Source organism: Glaciecola sp. XM2, assembly GCF_018595715.1.
GTDB lineage: Bacteria > Pseudomonadota > Gammaproteobacteria > Enterobacterales > Alteromonadaceae > Glaciecola.
Genome location: NZ_JAHEOJ010000024.1, coordinates 377,124 through 396,909, shown reverse-complemented (window position 1 = coordinate 396,909; position 19,786 = coordinate 377,124). Strand labels below are relative to the sequence as shown.

At 43.5% G+C, this 19,786-nt stretch carries 22 protein-coding genes; 21 read left to right on the top strand and 1 reads right to left on the bottom strand.

Features of this window, described 5'->3' with window-relative positions; genetic code table 11:
• The first annotated feature begins 3 nt into the window (after positions 1 to 3).
• The 20 genes from KJ365_RS11890 to KJ365_RS11795 all read left to right on the top strand — a co-directional run bounded on the left by KJ365_RS11890 (position 4) and on the right by KJ365_RS11795 (position 18,531).
• The gene (locus KJ365_RS11890) at positions 4 to 438 is read left to right on the top strand and encodes a flavodoxin domain-containing protein (protein WP_214451920.1); all 435 of its coding nucleotides are present in this window, start codon (positions 4 to 6) and stop codon (positions 436 to 438) included.
• Positions 435 to 1,088 (top strand): DnaT-like ssDNA-binding domain-containing protein, encoded by a 654-nt coding sequence (locus tag KJ365_RS16945; protein WP_214451854.1) that lies wholly within the window; start codon positions 435 to 437, stop codon positions 1,086 to 1,088. The genes KJ365_RS11890 and KJ365_RS16945 overlap by 4 nt, the downstream gene beginning before the upstream one ends.
• Complete coding sequence (locus KJ365_RS11880; RefSeq protein ID WP_214451853.1) at positions 1,085 to 1,915, top strand: DnaA ATPase domain-containing protein; 831 nt, start codon at positions 1,085 to 1,087, stop codon at positions 1,913 to 1,915. The genes KJ365_RS16945 and KJ365_RS11880 overlap by 4 nt, the downstream gene beginning before the upstream one ends.
• Positions 1,916 to 2,430: 515 nt before the next feature.
• Positions 2,431 to 4,332, top strand: coding sequence for a tRNA uridine-5-carboxymethylaminomethyl(34) synthesis enzyme MnmG (gene mnmG, locus KJ365_RS11875; RefSeq protein ID WP_214451852.1), 1,902 nt, complete (start codon positions 2,431 to 2,433; stop codon positions 4,330 to 4,332).
• Positions 4,332 to 4,970 carry a 16S rRNA (guanine(527)-N(7))-methyltransferase RsmG gene (rsmG, locus tag KJ365_RS11870; RefSeq protein ID WP_250884183.1) on the top strand — a complete coding sequence of 213 codons (639 nt, stop codon included), beginning with the start codon at positions 4,332 to 4,334 and terminating at the stop codon, positions 4,968 to 4,970. The genes mnmG and rsmG overlap by 1 nt, the downstream gene beginning before the upstream one ends.
• Before the next feature lie 11 nt (positions 4,971 to 4,981).
• Complete coding sequence (locus tag KJ365_RS11865; RefSeq protein WP_214451851.1) at positions 4,982 to 5,767, top strand: ParA family protein; 786 nt, start codon at positions 4,982 to 4,984, stop codon at positions 5,765 to 5,767.
• A 15-nt stretch (positions 5,768 to 5,782) separates the two neighbouring features.
• Complete coding sequence (locus KJ365_RS11860; protein ID WP_214451850.1) at positions 5,783 to 6,694, top strand: ParB/RepB/Spo0J family partition protein; 912 nt, start codon at positions 5,783 to 5,785, stop codon at positions 6,692 to 6,694.
• Between the two features lie 203 nt (positions 6,695 to 6,897).
• Complete coding sequence (locus tag KJ365_RS11855) at positions 6,898 to 7,281, top strand: ATP synthase subunit I (RefSeq protein ID WP_214451849.1); 384 nt, start codon at positions 6,898 to 6,900, stop codon at positions 7,279 to 7,281.
• 56 nt (positions 7,282 to 7,337) lie between these two features.
• Positions 7,338 to 8,171, top strand: a complete 834-nt coding sequence (atpB, locus tag KJ365_RS11850) for a F0F1 ATP synthase subunit A (protein ID WP_214451848.1) — start codon at positions 7,338 to 7,340, stop codon at positions 8,169 to 8,171.
• 46 nt (positions 8,172 to 8,217) lie between these two features.
• On the top strand, positions 8,218 to 8,457 hold the full coding sequence (gene atpE / locus KJ365_RS11845; protein WP_040521001.1) for a F0F1 ATP synthase subunit C: 240 nt from the start codon (positions 8,218 to 8,220) through the stop codon (positions 8,455 to 8,457).
• Between the two features lie 43 nt (positions 8,458 to 8,500).
• Positions 8,501 to 8,971: a F0F1 ATP synthase subunit B gene (gene atpF / locus KJ365_RS11840; protein ID WP_214451847.1), complete on the top strand. Its 471-nt coding sequence runs from the start codon at positions 8,501 to 8,503 to the stop codon at positions 8,969 to 8,971.
• Positions 8,972 to 8,982: 11 nt separating this feature from the next.
• The gene (atpH, locus tag KJ365_RS11835) at positions 8,983 to 9,516 is read left to right on the top strand and encodes a F0F1 ATP synthase subunit delta (protein ID WP_214451846.1); all 534 of its coding nucleotides are present in this window, start codon (positions 8,983 to 8,985) and stop codon (positions 9,514 to 9,516) included.
• Between the two features lie 13 nt (positions 9,517 to 9,529).
• Positions 9,530 to 11,071: a F0F1 ATP synthase subunit alpha gene (gene atpA / locus KJ365_RS11830; RefSeq protein WP_214451845.1), complete on the top strand. Its 1,542-nt coding sequence runs from the start codon at positions 9,530 to 9,532 to the stop codon at positions 11,069 to 11,071.
• Positions 11,072 to 11,133: 62 nt separating this feature from the next.
• Entirely contained in the window at positions 11,134 to 11,994 is an 861-nt protein-coding gene (gene atpG, locus KJ365_RS11825; protein WP_214451844.1) for a F0F1 ATP synthase subunit gamma, read from the top strand.
• 64 nt (positions 11,995 to 12,058) lie between these two features.
• Positions 12,059 to 13,444, top strand: coding sequence for a F0F1 ATP synthase subunit beta (gene atpD / locus KJ365_RS11820; RefSeq protein WP_214451843.1), 1,386 nt, complete (start codon positions 12,059 to 12,061; stop codon positions 13,442 to 13,444).
• Between the two features lie 50 nt (positions 13,445 to 13,494).
• Positions 13,495 to 13,908 carry a F0F1 ATP synthase subunit epsilon gene (locus tag KJ365_RS11815; protein ID WP_214451842.1) on the top strand — a complete coding sequence of 138 codons (414 nt, stop codon included), beginning with the start codon at positions 13,495 to 13,497 and terminating at the stop codon, positions 13,906 to 13,908.
• A gap of 252 nt (positions 13,909 to 14,160) precedes the next feature.
• Entirely contained in the window at positions 14,161 to 16,887 is a 2,727-nt protein-coding gene (gene acnA, locus KJ365_RS11810) for an aconitate hydratase AcnA (RefSeq protein ID WP_214451841.1), read from the top strand.
• Between the two features lie 73 nt (positions 16,888 to 16,960).
• Entirely contained in the window at positions 16,961 to 17,875 is a 915-nt protein-coding gene (locus KJ365_RS11805; protein ID WP_214451840.1) for a prenyltransferase, read from the top strand.
• 39 nt (positions 17,876 to 17,914) lie between these two features.
• Positions 17,915 to 18,292 (top strand): GFA family protein, encoded by a 378-nt coding sequence (locus KJ365_RS11800; RefSeq protein ID WP_214451839.1) that lies wholly within the window; start codon positions 17,915 to 17,917, stop codon positions 18,290 to 18,292.
• Entirely contained in the window at positions 18,289 to 18,531 is a 243-nt protein-coding gene (locus KJ365_RS11795; RefSeq protein ID WP_214451838.1) for a Rho-binding antiterminator, read from the top strand. Before KJ365_RS11800 ends, KJ365_RS11795 begins: the two co-directional genes overlap by 4 nt.
• A gap of 23 nt (positions 18,532 to 18,554) precedes the next feature.
• Here KJ365_RS11795 and KJ365_RS11790 read toward each other — a convergent pair whose 3' ends face one another.
• Positions 18,555 to 19,175: an N-acetylmuramoyl-L-alanine amidase gene (locus tag KJ365_RS11790; protein ID WP_214451837.1), complete on the bottom strand. Its 621-nt coding sequence runs from the start codon at positions 19,173 to 19,175 to the stop codon at positions 18,555 to 18,557.
• 151 nt (positions 19,176 to 19,326) lie between these two features.
• Here KJ365_RS11790 and KJ365_RS11785 point away from each other — a divergent pair, with 151 nt between their 5' ends.
• A complete protein-coding gene (locus KJ365_RS11785; RefSeq protein ID WP_214451836.1) occupies positions 19,327 to 19,752 on the top strand; it encodes a DUF2177 family protein in 426 nt (141 codons plus the stop codon).
• Positions 19,753 to 19,786 lie beyond the last annotated feature (34 nt).

Below are 19,786 nucleotides of genomic sequence, written 5' to 3'. Positions count from 1 at the left end.
ATCATCGTGAAGTTTGAAATTGTCGTTGGCTCGGTACTCGGTGCGAGTGAATATGTAGCTGAAGCGATCAAAGCGCAGCTAGAAGAACGTAAACATCAAGTAGTCATCCACTTCGAACCAAATGTAGACGAAGTAAACTTTAATAACATCCTGATTGTTGTCACTTCAACCCATGGCGCAGGCGATTTACCTGATAATATTCAAGCCTTTCAATCTCAACTCGCTAAGCGAACGCTAAACGACATCCCGTTTATTGTGATTGGCTTGGGAGACAGTAGTTATGATACATTTTGCCAAGGCGCGATTACTATGGAAGACACGCTTCTCAAAGGTGGCGCAAGACGACTTCATCCGCCAATTCATATTGATGTCCTTCACCACCCTATTCCAGAAGATGAAGCGGTTATATTCATGCAAAAGGTTTTAACAACATTGTGAATGAATTAGAGCTAACAGCCCTTAAGCAAGACCTTTCTAACGAGGCCCGTGTCTTATATTGCCTTTACCTGCGACCGCAACATCAACAGACCACCCCGATAATTATCAACAATAAAGCCATCATCGCACTGCTAAATACACAAAATACAAAGCTCAGTCTTGGACGCCAAATTAGTGCCTTATGCAAAGAGTTATACCGCGCCGGCTTAATTGATATTGAGGGTGAGTATAGTTTCGATAGAAGCTTAAATGGTGCCACCGTGCGCCTAACCTTATGTGCCCTTAGCACAGCGCTTGATGATGATAAGCTACACCAACAACATCATAAAATATCTATTACTTGGCGCCCTGTCTCTGCGCTTTTTCAACAAGTCTGCCAACTGGTTGGCTTAATTGAGACCGACTATAATGCGGACGAGCTGGGGGAATTTATTGCCTATTGGTTAGGACGCCCCGAAATACAGCAAAGTCAGTATCAATGGACACAAAAGTTTGTGTTACATTTAAAACAGCGTCGTATTCGATATCCCATTGCAAAGGATGATGTTGCACAAACAAAGCAAGGTCATCAATGGGCGACAGCAAAAGCCGGCATTGAATTTGACGAAAACGTGAGACAATTGATCAGTAAATATAGTGAATCATCATGAAAAGCCTTCAAGACAGACTTAATGACATCGGTAGAGCACTCGGTAAGGATGTAGAGCGCCTTTCTAAAGAAGCACAGCCCTTTGATTACGTAAAGCAGCGCAAAGAGTATGACCTGCTAGCAAACAAAGAAGTCGCTAAACAACAGCAACTGAGCAAACAAAAACGTATTGAGACGCTTTATGGTCAATCAGAACTTAACCCACACTGGACTTTTGACAGCCTAGTTGAAGATGCACCCGATGTGATTGAGGCCATTAGTATTGCCCGCTCCTTCATTGGTGCTCACAAAGACATAAACTGGCGCAAAAACAGTGCTCATATGATGATTTTTTATGGCGACTATGGTCGTGGTAAATCCCATATTGCTGGCGCAATTGCACATCAACTTATTCAACAATTTGAAACTACCGTACTGTATCGACAGCTACAAACATTGTTAGAAATGCGCTTTTTCTCTTACGATTATCAGGCAGATGATAAAGCGTCCCAACAGTTTCGTGAGATCAATAAACAACTACACGATGTCGATTTACTAGTGCTTGATGAAGTATGCGTTAACGAAACTGTACTTAAAAAAAGCGCGCAAAGTTGGCTAGGTAATCTGCTGCGACAACGCGCCGCAAACAACAAAAACTGCATTTTAATTACTAATCATAACCTTGCTGAGCTTGAGACAGCACTTGGTCGCTATTGCTTTGAGTCTATCAAAGAATACGAAACCTATAAGGTACGTTTTCAAGGTCCAAGCCGCCGACAACGCGTAAGCCAAGGCCAAGCCGAACCTTCAAATCAACAAAAAACTGGCTATCGACCAAACGATATCTAATCATCTCTTTTTTACAGTCCTAGGTTTAATCGTCACTTTTTTGTACGTTTATTGTGCAATGGCAGCATGACTGTATTTTTATTTGCTTGTGTATAAGTTGGGCGTAACCCTGTGATCAATGAAAGAGTAAGATCTGGATGAAAACTTCAAACTTTTCAGCTGTGGATAAAACCCCCTCTTATACCCAAGTTTAAACACTTTTATAAGCTACTTATCCATAGGATAATTTTTATATAACATTATGTTTACTATATTAAAAAATGGCTTATACACACAAAAGTGCTTGCTTAATAATAGTAATAATAAAGATCTCTAGTAAGTATCTTTATATATATTAAGCTTGCAGACTTTACACTTGACTATAAAAACACAGACCTAAAAATAAGATGTTTAAATATAAAATAAGAGAGTAATATTTCAGGCGTAAATTGATTAATTAATAAGCGTTTTCAAAATGAGTCAGGTCATATACAATACGCGACCATTTTAACCATGCCCTTCGTAAAAGGTGAGTGATGTTTTACCAACAAGATTTTGATGTAATTGTAATAGGTGGTGGTCATGCCGGAACGGAGGCTGCTATGGCGTCTGCACGCATGGGTGTAAAAACCTTATTACTGACTCACAGCATTGAAACCTTAGGTCAAATGTCGTGTAACCCTGCCATTGGTGGTATTGGTAAAGGACATTTGGTAAAAGAAATTGATGCTTTAGGTGGCGTTATGGCTAAAGCCATCGATAAAGCGGGGATCCAATTTAGAACCTTAAACTCTTCTAAAGGCCCTGCTGTTCGTGCAACACGTGCACAAGCAGATAGAACGCTCTACCGGATTGCGGTTAGAAATATGCTAGAGGCACAAGAAAACCTCACTTTATTTCAACAGTCTTGTGATGACCTTATTATTGAAAATGATCGGGTTTGCGGCGTAGTCACCCAAATGGGACTAAAGTTTAGAGCGAAAACAGTCGTTTTAACGGTAGGTACCTTCTTAGGTGGTACCATTCATATTGGTTTAGAAAACTACAAAGGCGGTCGCGCAGGAGACCCACCATCGATTGCTTTAGCGCAACGTTTACGTGCAATGCCATTTAGAGTGGACAGGTTAAAAACCGGTACACCTGCTCGACTAGACTCTCGCAGCTTAGATTATTCGGTGATGCAAGAGCAGCCGGGTGATACGCCATTACCCGTATTTTCTTTTATGGGAAAGGTTAGTGATCATCCACAGCAGATTTCTTGCTACATCACACATACTAATGAAAAAACCCACGATATTATTCGCTCAGGTTTAGATCGTTCGCCTATGTACACTGGCAATATTGAAGGCGTTGGTCCACGATATTGCCCGTCAATTGAAGATAAAATAGTGCGATTTGCCGATAAAAATTCCCATCAAATTTTTGTAGAGCCAGAGGGCTTAAATAGCATTGAAGTGTATCCAAACGGCATTTCAACGAGTCTACCTTTTGATGTACAAATGGCATTAGTGCAATCTATCAAAGGGTTTGAGAACGCGCATATCATACGCCCTGGATACGCTATAGAATATGACTTTTTCGATCCCCGTGACTTAAAACAAACATTAGAAACCAAATTTGTAAAAGGACTCTTTTTTGCCGGTCAAATCAACGGCACTACCGGCTATGAAGAAGCTGGCGCGCAAGGCTTGATTGCTGGAGCAAACGCCGCATTACAAGTGCAACAAAAAGACAGCTTAGAACTTCGCCGTGATCAAGCATACATGGGTGTTCTCATTGATGATTTAGCAACAATGGGTACAAAAGAACCATATCGTATGTTTACCAGCAGAGCTGAATATCGTTTGTTACTTCGCGAAGATAACGCCGATATACGTTTAACTCAGCGTGGTCGTGAAATAGGCTTAGTAGATGATCAAAGATGGGCGGCGTTTGAACAAAAAATGGAGCTCGTTGAGCAAGAGAAACAACGATTGGCGCAGCAGTGGATACACCCAACTCATGAAGCGAGTGAACAACTTAATGCAGTGCTTAAAAGTCCAATTAACAAAGAGCACTCATTAGAAGAAATCATTCGTCGACCTGAGATGACGTATTCAAAACTGATGCAACTGCCAGCATTTGGCCCAGGCTTGAGCGATCCTATCGCTGCTGAACAAGTCGAAGTGCAGATTAAATATGCCGGATATATAAGCCGTCAGTTAGAAGAAATTGCAAAATCACAACGGAACGAAAATGTGATACTCCCAGCTGATTTTGATTATTCAAAAATTTCCGGACTTTCCAATGAAGTGGTAGCAAAACTTACCGATGCTCGCCCTGAAACCATTGGTAAAGCTTCACGCATATCCGGAATTACACCAGCGGCTATTTCGCTATTGCTCGTATATTTAAAGAAACATAACAAACTCTTTAAACAAGCACTTAAGACGGCGTAATGTCTACCATAGCATCTTCATTACAAGACATGTTAAAAGGCTTAATCGCGCAAACCAACTTAACTGTGACTAGCGAACAAGTTGAAAAACTGGTCGCTTTTGTGTTGCTGATAGAAAAGTGGAATAAAGCTTACAACTTAAGTTCTGTCAGAGAGCCCGAGCAAATGTTGGTCAAACATATTATGGATGCCTTAGTCGTATCTGAATATGTGAAGGGAGATAATATCGCCGATGTTGGCACCGGCCCAGGATTACCCGGTATACCCTTAGCTATTTTGTTTCCAGAAAAACAATTCACATTAATTGACTCGTTAGGCAAGCGCATACGCTTTATTAAACAAGCATGCTATGAACTTAAGATCACTAATGTTGATGCTATTCAAGCGCGTGTGGAACAGGTTCAAGTAGAAACAAAGTTTGATACAGTATTGAGTCGAGCGTTCGCTTCTTTAGCTGACATGTTAAATTGGTGTGCGCATTTAGTCGGCAATCAGGGAGAATTTCTTGCCTTAAAAGGGCAACTGCATCAAGATGAGTTGTCGCAAGTACCCGATACGTTTTTAGTATCAGGTACTCATGCGCTTTTTGTACCATCACTGATTGGCGAACGCCATTTAGTTAGCATTCATAAACGATAACAGGACAGATTTTGGCGAGAGTCATTTCCATTGCGAATCAAAAAGGTGGAGTAGGCAAAACTACTACCGCAGTTAACGTAGCAGCCTCAATGGCGGCAACTAAACGTAAAGTATTGCTGATTGATTTAGATCCTCAAGGCAATGCGACGATGGGTAGCGGTGTAGATAAGTACGAAGTCGAAAATACGTGCTATGAATTACTCATTGAAGAAAAGCCTGCAAAAGACGTTATTATCACCGAGACCACTGGAAAATATCACCTCATTGCTGGAAACGCTGATATCACCGCTGCCGAAATTAAGTTAATGGAAGTGTTCGCGCGCGAACTTCGATTAAGCAACGCCTTAGCGCCGATTAAAGATGACTACGATTTTATTTTCATCGATTGTCCACCCTCGTTAAATCAACTCACTGTAAACGCGTTAGCCGCTTCAGATTCGGTATTAGTCCCTATGCAGTGCGAATACTATGCGTTAGAGGGCTTAACCGCGCTAATGGATACCATTCAAAAGCTTGCTTCGGTGGTTAATCCAAACCTTAAGATTGAGGGAGTGCTGCGCACAATGTACGACCCCCGCAATCGTTTGGCAAATGATGTGAGTGAACAGTTGAAACGACATTTCGGTGAACAAGTTTATCGTACCGTTGTGCCGCGTAACGTGAGATTAGCGGAAGCGCCGAGTTTTGGTGCGCCGGCCATGTACTATGATAAGTCATCTACCGGAGCGAAAGCTTATTTAGCATTGGCAGGTGAAATTCTTCGTCGTCATAAAAACGCCCAAGCGGCAACAAAGTAAAAAGGTTATTCAGGCATGGCAAGAAGCAAAGGACTAGGACGAGGGCTTGATGCATTATTGGCAACGAGTAAATCTCATTCTGATAAATACAATAATGCAAACGCTGACCAATCAGATTCTTCTGTAGACAGCGAACTACAGCAAATTCCTATTGAGTTTTTACAGCCAGGCAAATATCAACCACGTAAAGATATGGCAGACAATGCCCTAGAAGAGTTGGCGGCATCAATAAAAGTCCAAGGTATTATCCAACCGATACTCGTACGGGCAATCGACACCAATAAATACGAAATTATTGCCGGTGAACGTCGCTGGCGTGCTGCACAGTTAGCAAAGCTCGACACCGTACCCTGTTTAGTCAAAATCATTCCGGACGAATCAGCGGTAGCGATTGCTTTAATTGAGAATATACAGCGTGAAGATCTCAACGCAATGGAAGAAGCCCAAGCTTTAGACCGTTTAATGATTGAGTTTAAACTTACCCACCAACAAGTCGCTGAAGCGGTAGGTAAATCACGTACAACCGTTACGAATATATTACGTTTAAATGGCTTACAAACACCTGTGAAATTACTCCTAGAGCACGGTGATATTGATATGGGCCATGCTCGTGCCTTGCTTGCATTAGAAGGAGAAATGCAAGAAGAACTGGCTAAACAGGTTGCGGAAAAAGGTCTCACTGTGCGTGAAACAGAGCGCCTTGTTAAAAAGGCACAAGAATCTGCCGGTGAGCAAAAAAAGCCCGCCGAACCGGCAAAAATCGATCCTGACGTACAGCGTTTGCAAACCTCATTATCTGAAATGCTAGGGGCTAAAGTGCAAATTGATCACAACAAACAAGGAAAGGGCAAGCTCGTGATCAGCTTCAGTGATTTAGCGCAATTGGACGGGATTTTGTCGCATATTCACCAAAATGATGATCAATAATATTAATTATTACGTGACGTCACGCACTGTTTTAATGCAAGCTTATCAAATCAATCGAAAAAAACTGATGTACACCATTAGTATTATTGAGGATACGAATACTTAAAATCCCCTTAATAATTCTGGTTTATGGTTGAATTTTTCCGCATTAGCAGTATACTTCGAGCGCTTTTATTAGGTGCTGCCTGCAGGTACAAATAGGTATGAGAGTTGATTTGGCAAAGCCAGGAAGAAAACTGGCGTTAGCAGGCATAAAAGTACAGTTAGCGGTTGGTGCATGTTTGGTGCTCATTACCGCGCTAATATACCCAGAGTTATGGCTCTCTTGTGCGATCGGTGTTATCGCGTTTGCATTGCCTCACAGTATTTTTGCATATTGGATATTTCGATATGCAGGAGCAACAAAAAATAAAATCGTTGCTCAAAGTTTGAATCAAGGATTGAAGCTAAAACTGATTCTCACTGGATTAATTTTTGGTATCGCGTTTTCTTTTTATAACGCCCACTTAGTTGCTATTTTCGGTGCGTACGCGATAACTATGGTCAGTCAGTGGACGGCCATGTTTCGATTAAGCCAAATGTCTTAAAGACAGGCGTCGAAACATATGGAAAAATTTTTAAATTATAAAAATTGGGTTTATCAATGGCATCTTACGAAACAACGCAAGAATACATTAATCACCATTTAACCAATGCTCGCATGTGCTCTACCGAAGAAGGTATTGTGTTTAACAAGGCATGCGAAGACGCTGGGTTTTGGGTGTGGCATGTAGATACAATCGGTTGGTCGGTGTTTATCGGCATAAGTTTCCTATTCTTATTTTGGCGCGTAGGTAAAAAAGCCACAACAGGCGTGCCCAGCAAAACTCAGGCAATGATAGAGTTAATAGTAGAATTTGTTGATGACAATGTGAAAAGTTCTTTTCACGGCAACAGTAAACTCATTGCACCCCTTGCACTAACGATCTTCGTTTGGGTTCTTTTAATGAACCTAACAGACCTCGTTCCAGTTGACTTACTACCATGGATTGCCGGTTTAATCGGTCAATACGGATTCGGTATGGATCCAAAAGACGTGTACATGAAAATTGTACCGACCACCGATATAAACACTACCTTTGCATTATCGCTAGGTGTATTTATCCTGATCATTTATTACTCGCTGAAAATTAAGGGCGTAGTGGGCTTTACCAAAGAACTCACCATGCAGCCGCTTAACCATCCGGTGTTTATCCCATTCAACTTTATTATTGAATCGGTGACCCTGTTAGCGCGTCCTCTATCATTATCGCTTCGTTTGTTTGGTAACCTTTACGCCAGCGAATTGATATTCATTTTGATTGCGACCATAGGTTATCTGCAGCTACCGTTGCATTTTGCCTGGGCAGTATTTCATATTTTGGTTCTTCCATTACAAGCCTTTATATTTATGATGTTAACCATCGTATATCTAAGCTTGGCATGTGAAGAGCACTAGTTTTACTTTTTTATATTTTTACATTTAACTTTAATCGGAGATAACCATGATCTACATCGCAGTTGCTATAATCATCGGAATGGGTGCCCTAGGTACCGCTATTGGTTTCGGAATTATGGGGGGCAAATTCTTAGAGTCTTCTGCTCGTCAACCAGAACTTGCACCACAACTACAGGTTAAAATGTTTATTTTGGCTGGTTTGATCGATGCAATATCTATGATCGGTGTTGGTATCGCTCTATACATCCTATTCGTTGTTGCTCCTGGTCTAGGCGGTGTTTACTAAACACGCTGTTTGAGTTAACGAATAAACAATAGGAGGAGCGGACGTGAATTTTAACGCCACCCTTATAGGTCAGCTCATTGCTTTTACAGTGTTTGTTGTGTTCTGCATGAAATATGTATGGCCGCCACTGATTGCTGCAATTGAAGAAAGACAGAAGAAAATCGCCGACGGTCTTGCTGCGTCTGAACGTGCAGAAAAAGACCTAGAGCTTGCGCAATCTAGCGCTACCGATAAGCTTCGTGAAGCCAAAGAAGAGGCTAGCAAAATTATCGAGTTAGCTAAGAAACGCGCTACTCAGCTCGTCGACGAAGAGACACAAAAAGGGCACTCCGAACGCGAAAAAATCATCGCACAAGGTCATGCCGAAATTGAAGCGGAAAAGAACCGTGTGAAAGAAGAGTTACGTAAGCAAGTGGCTGCACTAGCCATTGCAGGCGCACAACAAATCTTAGCACGTGAAATTGACGCTCAGGCGCAAAGTGACATTGTTGAAAAACTTGTCGCTGAGCTATAGGAGAGTGAGCCATGTCTGAATTGACAACCGTTGCTCGCCCCTACGCTCTAGCAGCTTTTGATTTTGCAGTTGATAAATCAGCCGTAGACGAGTGGCAAGCCATGTTGGTGTTTGCCGCCGAGGTGTCTAAAGCCGAAGAAATGCATCATTACTTATCTGGCGCAGTGTCGTCAGCACTTGCTATTGATGTATTCAACAAGGTCTGCGGCGACCAGCTCAATGAAAACGGGCAAAACTTTATCAAAATTTTAGCGGTGAATCATCGTCTAGCCTTGTTACCTGAAATATCAACCATGTTTAGTGCGCTCAAGATTGAGCGAGAGAAACAAATCAATGTTGATGTTACTTCAGCAGCAGAGTTAAACAGCGCTCAGCTAGATGCCCTAAGCGCTAGCCTCGAGAAGCGATTTGATCGCAAAGTACAGCTTAATTGTAGCGTGGATCCTAGCCTGATCGCCGGCATGATCATCAAAGCCGGTGACACAGTAATAGATGGCTCCGTAAATTCACAATTGAACCGTCTTAACGACGCGTTACAAGCATAACGGGAATATAAGTATGCAACTTAATTCTACAGAGATTGCAGAACTGATCAAAAAACGTATTGAACAGTTTGAAGTAGTAAGTGAAGCGAGAAACGAAGGAACAATTGTTGGTGTGACCGACGGTATTATTCGTATCAATGGTCTTGCAGATGTAATGCAAGGTGAAATGATCGAATTACCAGGCGGCCGCTACGCGATTGCACTTAACTTAGAAAGAGATTCAGTGGGCGCGGTTGTAATGGGCCCATACATTGACTTGCAAGAAGGCGACAAGGTGAAATCATCTGGTCGTATTCTCGAAGTACCAGTAGGCCCTCAGCTTCTAGGTCGTGTTGTAAACACACTAGGTGAAGCGATTGACGGTAAAGGTTCTATTGAATCTGAGTTATTTGAGCCAGTTGAAAAAATTGCACCAGGTGTAATCGAACGTCAATCTGTTGATGAGCCGGTACAAACGGGTTATAAATCTGTTGATGCAATGATTCCAGTTGGTCGTGGTCAGCGTGAGCTTGTTATCGGCGACAGACAAACCGGTAAAACAGCGCTAGCCATTGATGCCATCATTAACCAAAAAGGCACTGGCGTAAAATGCGTTTATGTAGCAATAGGCCAAAAAGCGTCTACCATTGCTAACGTTGTACGTAAGCTTGAAGAGCATGGTGCAATGGCGCATACAATCATTGTTGCAGCATCTGCTTCAGAATCTGCCGCACTTCAGTATCTTGCACCATATTCAGGTTGCACGATGGGTGAATACTTCCGTGACCGCGGTGAAGATGCGCTTATCGTATATGATGATTTATCTAAGCAAGCCGTAGCTTACCGTCAGGTATCACTACTTCTTCGCCGCCCACCGGGTCGTGAAGCATACCCTGGTGATGTATTCTATCTTCATTCACGTTTGCTCGAGCGTGCAGCGCGCGTTAACGCTAGCTATGTTGAGAAATACACCAACGGTGAAGTAAAAGGTAAAACAGGTTCGCTTACCGCACTACCTATCATTGAGACCCAAGCAGGTGACGTTTCTGCATTCGTACCTACGAACGTAATTTCGATTACCGATGGTCAAATATTCCTTGAGACCGACCTTTTCAACGCAGGTATTCGACCTGCTGTGAACGCGGGTATATCGGTATCGCGTGTTGGTGGTGCAGCTCAAACCAAAATTATCAAAAAGCTTGGTGGCGGTATTCGTTTAGCACTTGCACAATATCGTGAATTGGCAGCGTTCTCGCAGTTTGCATCAGACTTAGATGATGCCACTCGCGCACAGCTAGAACATGGTCAACGTGTAACAGAACTCATGAAACAGAATCAATATGCACCGTTATCGGTTGCTGAGACTGCTGTATCGTTATTTGCCGCTGAAAAAGGTTACCTACAAGATATTGAGTTGAACAAAATACTAGATTTTGAAGCAGCTCTACATTCTTACATGAATAGTGAGAAGAAAGCATTGATGGACACCATCAATGAAACTGGTAACTATAACGACGACATCGAAAGCCAGTTAACAGAAGCGTTTGATAGCTTTAAGTCAACGCAAACCTGGTAATTACGCAAACCTGATAGCTAACGCTATTGGGGGTTTGTCGTTAAGTAATCGGAGAAAGTTTCATGGCTAGCGGAAAAGAGATAAAAGGTAAAATTGGGAGTATTAAAAACACCCAAAAGATTACCAGCGCGATGGAAATGGTTGCCGCTTCGAAGATGAAGAAGGCACAAGATCGCATGGCGGGCGGACGACCTTATGCAAAAAGCATGAAGAAGGTTATCGGTCACATTGCCAATGGTAATCTAGATTATCGTCATCCATTTCTAGAAGAGCGCCCTGTAAACAATGTCGGTTTTATTGTTATCTCGACCGATAGAGGTTTATGTGGTGGCTTAAATACTAATGAATTTAAGTTAGTATCGGAGCGCATAAGAGAGTATCAGAACGATGGTAAGGGCTTGTATTTTGCTGCGCTTGGCGCAAAAGCAGTAAGTTTCTTTTCACGTTTTGGCGGTAACGTAATGGCAGCCGAATCGGGTCTAGGCGATAAACCAAGCCTAAGTTCAGTAATCGGTACCGTTCGCGTTATGTTAGACGCTTACGAAAATGGCGAATTAGACAAGGTTTACTTAGTGAACAACCACTTTGTAAATACCATGACTCAAGAGCCTGTTGTGACTCAATTGCTTCCCTTACCAAAAGATGAAGAAGCGCAGAGACCACACAGCTGGGATTATATATATGAGCCAGATGCAGACGAGATCCTTGACGCATTACTCGCTCGTTATATAGAGACCGTGGTTTACCAAGGGGTTGTAGAAAACGTGGCATCAGAACAAGCCGCGCGTATGGTTGCAATGAAGGCCGCAACTGATAATGCTGGTAACCTTATCGATGACTTGCAATTGGTGTACAACAAGGCACGCCAAGCTGCAATCACTCAAGAAATCAGTGAGATTGTGAGTGGTGCAGCGGCAGTTTAACGATGTTAAACATGTCTGTGGGCCATTAAATACAGAATTATATTAAAGTTTAAGAGGACAAATTATGAGTCAAGGTAAGGTCGTCCAGATCATTGGCGCGGTAGTGGATATTGAGTATCCACAAAATGCTGTTCCACGTGTATATGACGCACTCAAAGTGACCGAAGGTGACTTAGCCGGTTTGGTGCTTGAAGTTCAACAACAACTTGGTGGCGGTATTGTACGTACCATCGCCATGGGTACCACTGATGGATTACGTCGCAACCTACTGGTTGAAAACACCGGCGCAGCTATCCAGGTTCCAGTTGGTACGGCGACATTAGGCCGTATTATGGATGTGCTAGGTAACCCAATTGATGAAGCGGGCCCAATCGGTGAAGAAGAGCGTATGTCTATTCACCGTGAAGCACCAAGCTACGAAGACCAGTCAAGTTCAGTAGAACTACTTGAAACCGGTATAAAAGTAATCGACTTAGTTTGCCCATTTGCTAAAGGTGGTAAAGTTGGATTATTTGGTGGTGCGGGTGTTGGTAAAACTGTAAACATGATGGAGCTAATTCGTAACATTGCGATTGAGCACAGCGGTTATTCAGTATTTGCTGGTGTAGGGGAACGTACTCGTGAGGGTAATGACTTCTACCACGAGATGAACGAGTCGAACGTACTTGATAAAGTATCACTTGTATACGGCCAGATGAACGAGCCACCAGGTAACCGTTTACGTGTTGCATTGACCGGTTTGACCATGGCAGAAAAATTCCGTGATGAAGGTCGTGATGTACTCTTCTTCGTTGATAACATCTATCGTTATACTCTAGCAGGTACCGAAGTATCAGCCCTTCTAGGTCGTATGCCGTCAGCGGTTGGTTATCAGCCAACACTAGCTGAAGAAATGGGTGTACTCCAAGAGCGTATTACGTCAACTAAGACAGGTTCTATTACCTCGATTCAAGCGGTATATGTACCGGCAGATGACTTAACTGACCCATCACCAGCGACTACCTTTGCTCACTTAGACGCAACTGTAGTATTGTCTCGTGATATCGCATCACTGGGTATCTACCCGGCTGTTGATCCATTAGATTCAACGTCTCGTCAGCTTGATCCTCTAGTTGTTGGTCAAGAGCATTATGACACTGCACAAGGTGTACAAACCACCTTGCAGCGTTATAAAGAGCTCAAAGATATCATCGCTATTTTGGGTATGGACGAACTCTCTGAAGAAGATAAGCTTACTGTATCACGCGCTCGTAAAATTCAGCGTTTCTTATCACAGCCATTCTTCGTAGCAGAAGTATTTACCGGCTCTCCTGGTAAGTATGTCTCACTGAAAGACACGATCTCCGGCTTTAAAGGCATTCTTGAAGGCGAATACGATCATCTACCAGAGCAAGCGTTCTACATGGTAGGTTCTATCGAAGAAGCTGCTGAAAAAGCGAAGAAGAAATAAGAGCATGGGCTTGCTATTAAGCAAGCCTATTGCAATGGAGGATACTCAACATGGCAATGACCGTACACCTTGATGTAGTAAGTGCTGAAAGCGAGATCTTTACTGGTCTTGTTGAGCACATACAGGTCACTGGTAGTGAAGGTGAACTGGGCATATTTCCAGGCCACGCTCCACTAATAACAGGTATTTTGCCTGGTATGTTACGCGTGACAAAGCAGTTTGGTGATGAAGAGCTTATCTACGTCGCTGGTGGTGTTTTAGAAGTACAACCAAGCCACATTACTGTTTTGGCTGATACCGCTGTTCGTGCAGAAGATCTTGACGAAGCCGCAGCAGCTGAAGCAAAACGCCACGCTGAAGAAAAAATGGCAAATGCCGGCGCAGACTTCGACTATGCTGAAGCCGCGATCGAACTTGCTGAAGCGATTGCCCAGTTACGACTGATTAAGAAACTCAGAAAGTAAACGGCGATTCACTTGATGCGAAAACCCAGCTCTGCTGGGTTTTTTTATGCCCGCTTCTGCCATTTTTATCGCTTAGATTCCTTCAATCATCATCATTCAAACGTCAAAATCATTTACACAAATGTATAAATAGACTAGCTTGCTAAAGAATCACCGTCTGATCATCCAGTACTTTGTACCCGTGGTCACAAAACCCAGACGATGTCTCTATACTTTATTCATTGTAATAACACGTACGAAAGAGGCGAAATCATGAGCAACGATACATTCCACACTAAACGAACCATCTCGGTCGGCGAACAAAGCTTCTCTATTTACGATATTACTCGACTACCAAATCCACAAAGCGTTGAGCGCCTGCCATATTCGCTAAAAGTACTCTTAGAGAACCTGTTACGAAACGAAGATTCTTTGCACGTTAGCGCACAAGACATTGAAGCAATTTGCAAATGGGACCCTAATGCTAAACCAATGGAGCAAGTTGCCTTCACGCCAGCACGGGTAGTTTTACAAGATTTTACTGGCGTACCGGCCATTGTAGATCTTGCCGCTATGCGTGATGCTGTCGTCACCTTAAACGGAAAAGCCTCCTCTATTAACCCTCAGGTGCCTGTAGACCTGGTGATTGACCATTCCGTTATGGTGGATTACTTTGCTAGCGATGAGGCACTTGAGAAAAACACAAAAAGAGAGTTTGAACGAAACCAAGAGCGCTATCAATTTTTAAAATGGGGACAAACTGCATTTCGTAACTTTAGGGTCGTTCCACCCGGTACAGGGATTGTACACCAAGTAAATTTGGAATATTTGGCAGACGTGATCACCACGCGTGAGCAACAAGGCGATACATATTTGTTTCCTGATACATTGGTCGGAACCGATTCTCATACCACCATGATAAACGGTTTAGGGGTACTGGGTTGGGGCGTTGGTGGCATCGAAGCTGAAGCCGCGATGCTCGGACAGCCCATCAGCATGCTTTTGCCGCAAGTAGTCGGCGTTAAGCTAAGCGGTAAACTACCTGCGGCAGCAACGGCCACAGATTTAGTTCTCACTATTACCCAAATACTTCGTGAGAAAGGTGTGGTTGGTAAGTTCGTTGAATTCTATGGTGATGGCTTAAGCAATCTGCCCTTAGCCGATAGAGCCACTATTGCTAATATGGCACCTGAATATGGTGCGACCTGCGGGATTTTCCCCATCGACAATGAAACACTGCGTTATCTCACGTTAAGCGGGCGAACGTCGCAACAAGTAGATATTGTCGAGGCTTACGCCAAAGCACAAGGGATCTTTAGAGAAGACGGTCAGGCCGACCCGCATTACAGTGAGGCCTTGGAGGTTAATCTAGGTGATATTGTACCAAGCTTAGCCGGTCCTAAACGCCCACAAGATCGTATTCCTTTGAACGAAGCAAAGAGTGCCTTTGTCAATCATATGCAAATTCTAGGCGTTGAATTAGAAGATACTGCCATTTCAAGATTTGCGGATGAAGGCGGAGAAGGGCCTGCAGGCGCAAAAGCACCCGCCGATAGCGTGCCGTTTACCTTAAATGGTCAACACTACCATTTAAAACATGGCGACGTCGTACTAGCCGCAATCACTTCTTGTACCAATACTTCAAACCCTGCAGTCATGATTGCTGCTGGGCTACTTGCTAAAAAGGCGATAGCAAAAGGCCTATCTACCAAGCCTTGGGTAAAGACATCCCTTGCCCCAGGTTCACAGGTGGTTCCCGCATATTTGGCGAAAGCAGATTTGCTCAATGCACTCGAAACCCTAGGATTTAACGTCGTAGGGTTTGGCTGCACCACTTGTATTGGTAACTCTGGACCTTTGTCAGAGAGTGTCAGTGATGCTATTGAGAAAGGGAAGCTTACCGTTGCCTCTGTGCTATCGGGAAATCGAAACTTCGAAGGGCGGATACATCAAGACATCAGAGCCAATTATCTCGCGTCACCGCCTCTGGTGGTCGCTTATGCCTTAGCGGGCACGATGACCATTGATTTGTACAAAGAGCCGCTTGGCCTTGACGCCGACAATCAACCGGTTTATCTAGAAGATATCTGGCCCACTCAGAGCGAAATAAATGAATTAATCACGCAATCGCTCTCCCCGCAGATGTTTCAAAGTAAATATGAAGATGTATTCGAGGGAACACAGCAATGGAAGTCTTTATCTGTGCCGAAAGGCGAGACGTATACCTGGCCTGATTCAACGTATGTGAAAAACCCACCTTATTTTACTGACATGACCAATACACCGTCTGATTTTGCGCCACTAAACGCAGTGAGATGTCTAGTGAAAGTGGGTGACTCTATTACCACCGATCATATCTCACCTGCCGGCGCAATCTCACAAGATACCCCTGCGGGTGCTTACCTGATGGCACAAAACGTTAGCCCAAATGATTTCAACAGTTTGGGCTCTAGACGTGGGAATCATGAGGTGATGATGCGAGGAACCTTTGCCAATGTAAGACTACGAAATCAGTTAGCGCCTAACACCGAAGGTGGATTAACGCGCTATTTGCCTAACGATGAAGTGTGTGACATTTACGATGCTGCTATGCGCTATCAAAAAGACGGAACGTCTTTAATGGTAATTGCGGGCAAAGAATATGGTACTGGTTCTTCTCGTGATTGGGCTGCTAAGGGCACTAAGCTGCTAGGGATACAAGTTGTACTGGCACAAAGTTATGAACGTATTCACCGATCAAATTTAGTGGGCTTTGGGGTATTGCCTCTTGAATTTATGCCCGGCGAAGATGTTAATTCTCTAGGTCTTAGTGGTGAGGAAAGCTTCGAGTTTGGTTCAGTAGAAGCTAAGCCAAAAGAAATCCAAGTCATCGCAACGGACAAACAAGGCAATAGCATCAAGTTCAATGCAAAAGTCAGGATAGATACACAGAGTGAATGGGAATATTATCAACACGGCGGAATATTGCATTACGTGCTCAGAAATCTTGCCAACACCTAGTGTGATGCTTTGATTAAAACGAGTTACCTAGCATAATGATGGTCTGTATAAATATATAAAAGTGAGTTTAAGGATGTCTGGACCGTTAACGGCCTTGTGCTCAGCAGCGCGCCCAAAATTTTTAATTTTAGCTCCGATATGCGTAGGTCTTGGGGTCAGTATTGCCGCGCATCACAACGGTAATATCGATACGTCAATCGCAATCATATGTGTGTTGATTGCCCTATTTGCGCATATTAGCGTGAACTTGCTCAACGAGTATGAAGACGCCAAAAGTGGCTTGGACGACTTAACCTTAAAAACGCCTTTCAGCGGCGGCAGTGGTGCATTACAAACTACGCCAAGCGCACAACAACTTGTGCAGTACGCAGGTTGGTTGGCGGCCTTAATCACTGCGCTGTTAGGTTTGTATTTAGCGGTATTTGTAAACACTACTTTAGTGCTTATGGGAGCACTGGGGCTGCTCACTATCGTGTTATACACGCCGTGGTTAAATCGCTTTCCTTACTTATGTTTAATCGCCCCTGGCGTGGGGTTTGGGTTGATTATGGTAAACGGCACTTACATTGCGCTTACCTCACAACTGAGCCTGTCAGCCTTTGTTTTGAGTTTGATTGTGTTTTGTTTGGTCAATAATCTATTGTTGCTGAATCAATTCCCAGACGCCCACGCCGACAAGCAGGTCGGGCGAAATCATTTTGTCATCGCAAAAGGCTTTCGCGCATCTGCCATCACTTATATCGCCTTTGTTGCGGTGTGTTTTGCTTTGGTGGTTTATCTGTTATTGAATGCATACTTACCGAGCGCCGCTTGGTGGATACTCATTTCGCTACCGATAGGATTGCTTGTGGGGGTCAAAGCCATGCGCCTCACGCAAACTCAGTTTGATACGCGCATTTCTGAACTGCTTCCATATATGGGACTCAACGTTATGTTAAGCTTATGTGTGCCGCTTGCCTTAGCGCTGGTGCTATGGATGTATCGCTAACATGAATAATGCGAATTGGCTTTTATCAGGAGGGCTTTAATGGAGTATGCGGGAGGTTGTCATTGCGGCAAGGTTCGCTTTACGGTAAATGCCCCAGAATCAGTCGAAATTGAAAACTGTAACTGCAGCATTTGTCACAAGAGTGGCTACTTACATTTAATCGTGCCAGCACGCGACTTTGTGCTGATCCAAGGTGAAGAAGCGTTAAGCACATACACGTTTAATTCTGGCATCGCTAAGCACCGTTTTTGTCGCATCTGTGGGGTTAAACCCTTCTACATCCCACGCTCCAACCCAGACGGTGTCGATGTGAATTTAAATTGCTTAGATACTCCACCTCAACACGTGACTATTGTCGATTTCAACGGGCAAGAATGGGAGAAAAATGCGCACACTTTGGCGCACAAATCTAAATGATATCTTGTGAAGGGTATGACTATATCGAAATTGCGTGCATGCATCGTCTGCGCCTGCGCTTAGGGTTAGCCGATGGCACGAGTGTTGAAGGCACTGCGCTCGACACCACTATGACTTCAGAGCGCCAAGAGGCCTTATTACTCGAGACACAGACAGGGTCAATAAAAGTAATGCTAACGCTTATTGAACGCATCGAAGCGCTGACCAAAAATCAGTACTTCGACGATATTAAGCTTTGATGGCATCCAACAAGCTCGGTGATTTAATCAGATAGTGCGATGACTTCCGGATGATGTAAAAAGGCACTTAACTCATCTATTGCATTTGGGTACAGCGCTTTGTGCTTGTTTAAGGTTTGCAGTGCAGCGTTCACCTCGTTCGCAGGCACTTCTAAATTGTTATCATTACCAATAAGCGAGGCAGAAACATCCTGACGCACAACATCCATATCGATTTTCTTACCAGGACAAGACTTAGAGGTTTTGTATTCGGCTCTTAACTTACCTTGTTCGACCAGCACGTTTAATTCACGATGGCCAATGACTCGACTCACGGGAATATTGAATGTTGCCATTAGTTTGGCCACTAACGAATTGAGGCTAGCCACCTGTTTGTCGGTGAACGGTTCCATGTCGCCATGTCCAATGCAGCAGATACCCAAAGACCTATCATTGATGCCATAAGCATGTGCACCAGAGGTATCGTCTGGCCGGCCTTTTTCTACTGTGCCATCAGCTTTGCTATCGTGTTTATCATTGATGATCACGTAATGGTAACCGATGCCATTCCATCCCTTGCCACGATGCCATCTGTCTATCATGTCGCGATCGCAATTACGGCCTCGAAAGGCTGCGGTGTGTATTACTATATATTCAGGGGTCATTTTAATTCCTTTAAAATTATTTTGCTCTGTAAAGATAGCTCAAAAATTCAGCGCTCGATAGCACGAAAACGCCAATTGTAGGCAGTTTTGACTATTTTGCCGTATTAACTACCTACTTTTGGATTTGTACATGTGAAAAGGATGAATTTTTATGTTGGCAAATGTACGCTTGTTCTTTAAAAACATTTCCCTATCGTTAATGAGTATTCTGCTGGCTTTTGCTATTTTAGATTTCGTATGGCTAGGTCTCATCTCCCCATCGTGGTATCAGGCCGAGATGGCAGGCATGTTGAGAGAGAATTTCATTACTTGGCCATGGTTGGTGTTTTATTTAATGTATGGATGCGTCACCTTTGTATTGGCGGTGGTGCCCAATCGTGATAAACCAGCGTACTATGCGATGATAGACGGTGCTTTATTAGGTTTAGCCGCGTATGGTGCGTACAACCTTACCAATTACAGTATCCTTGAAGGGTTTACGCTAAAAATCATGTTAATAGATTGGGTTTGGGGTACATGCTTGACTGCCCTTTGTGCAACAGCCGGTTGGTTTGGTTTCCAATTCTTACGAAAATAGTCACAAGCATAGCAAGAGTGTAAGTCACTCACTT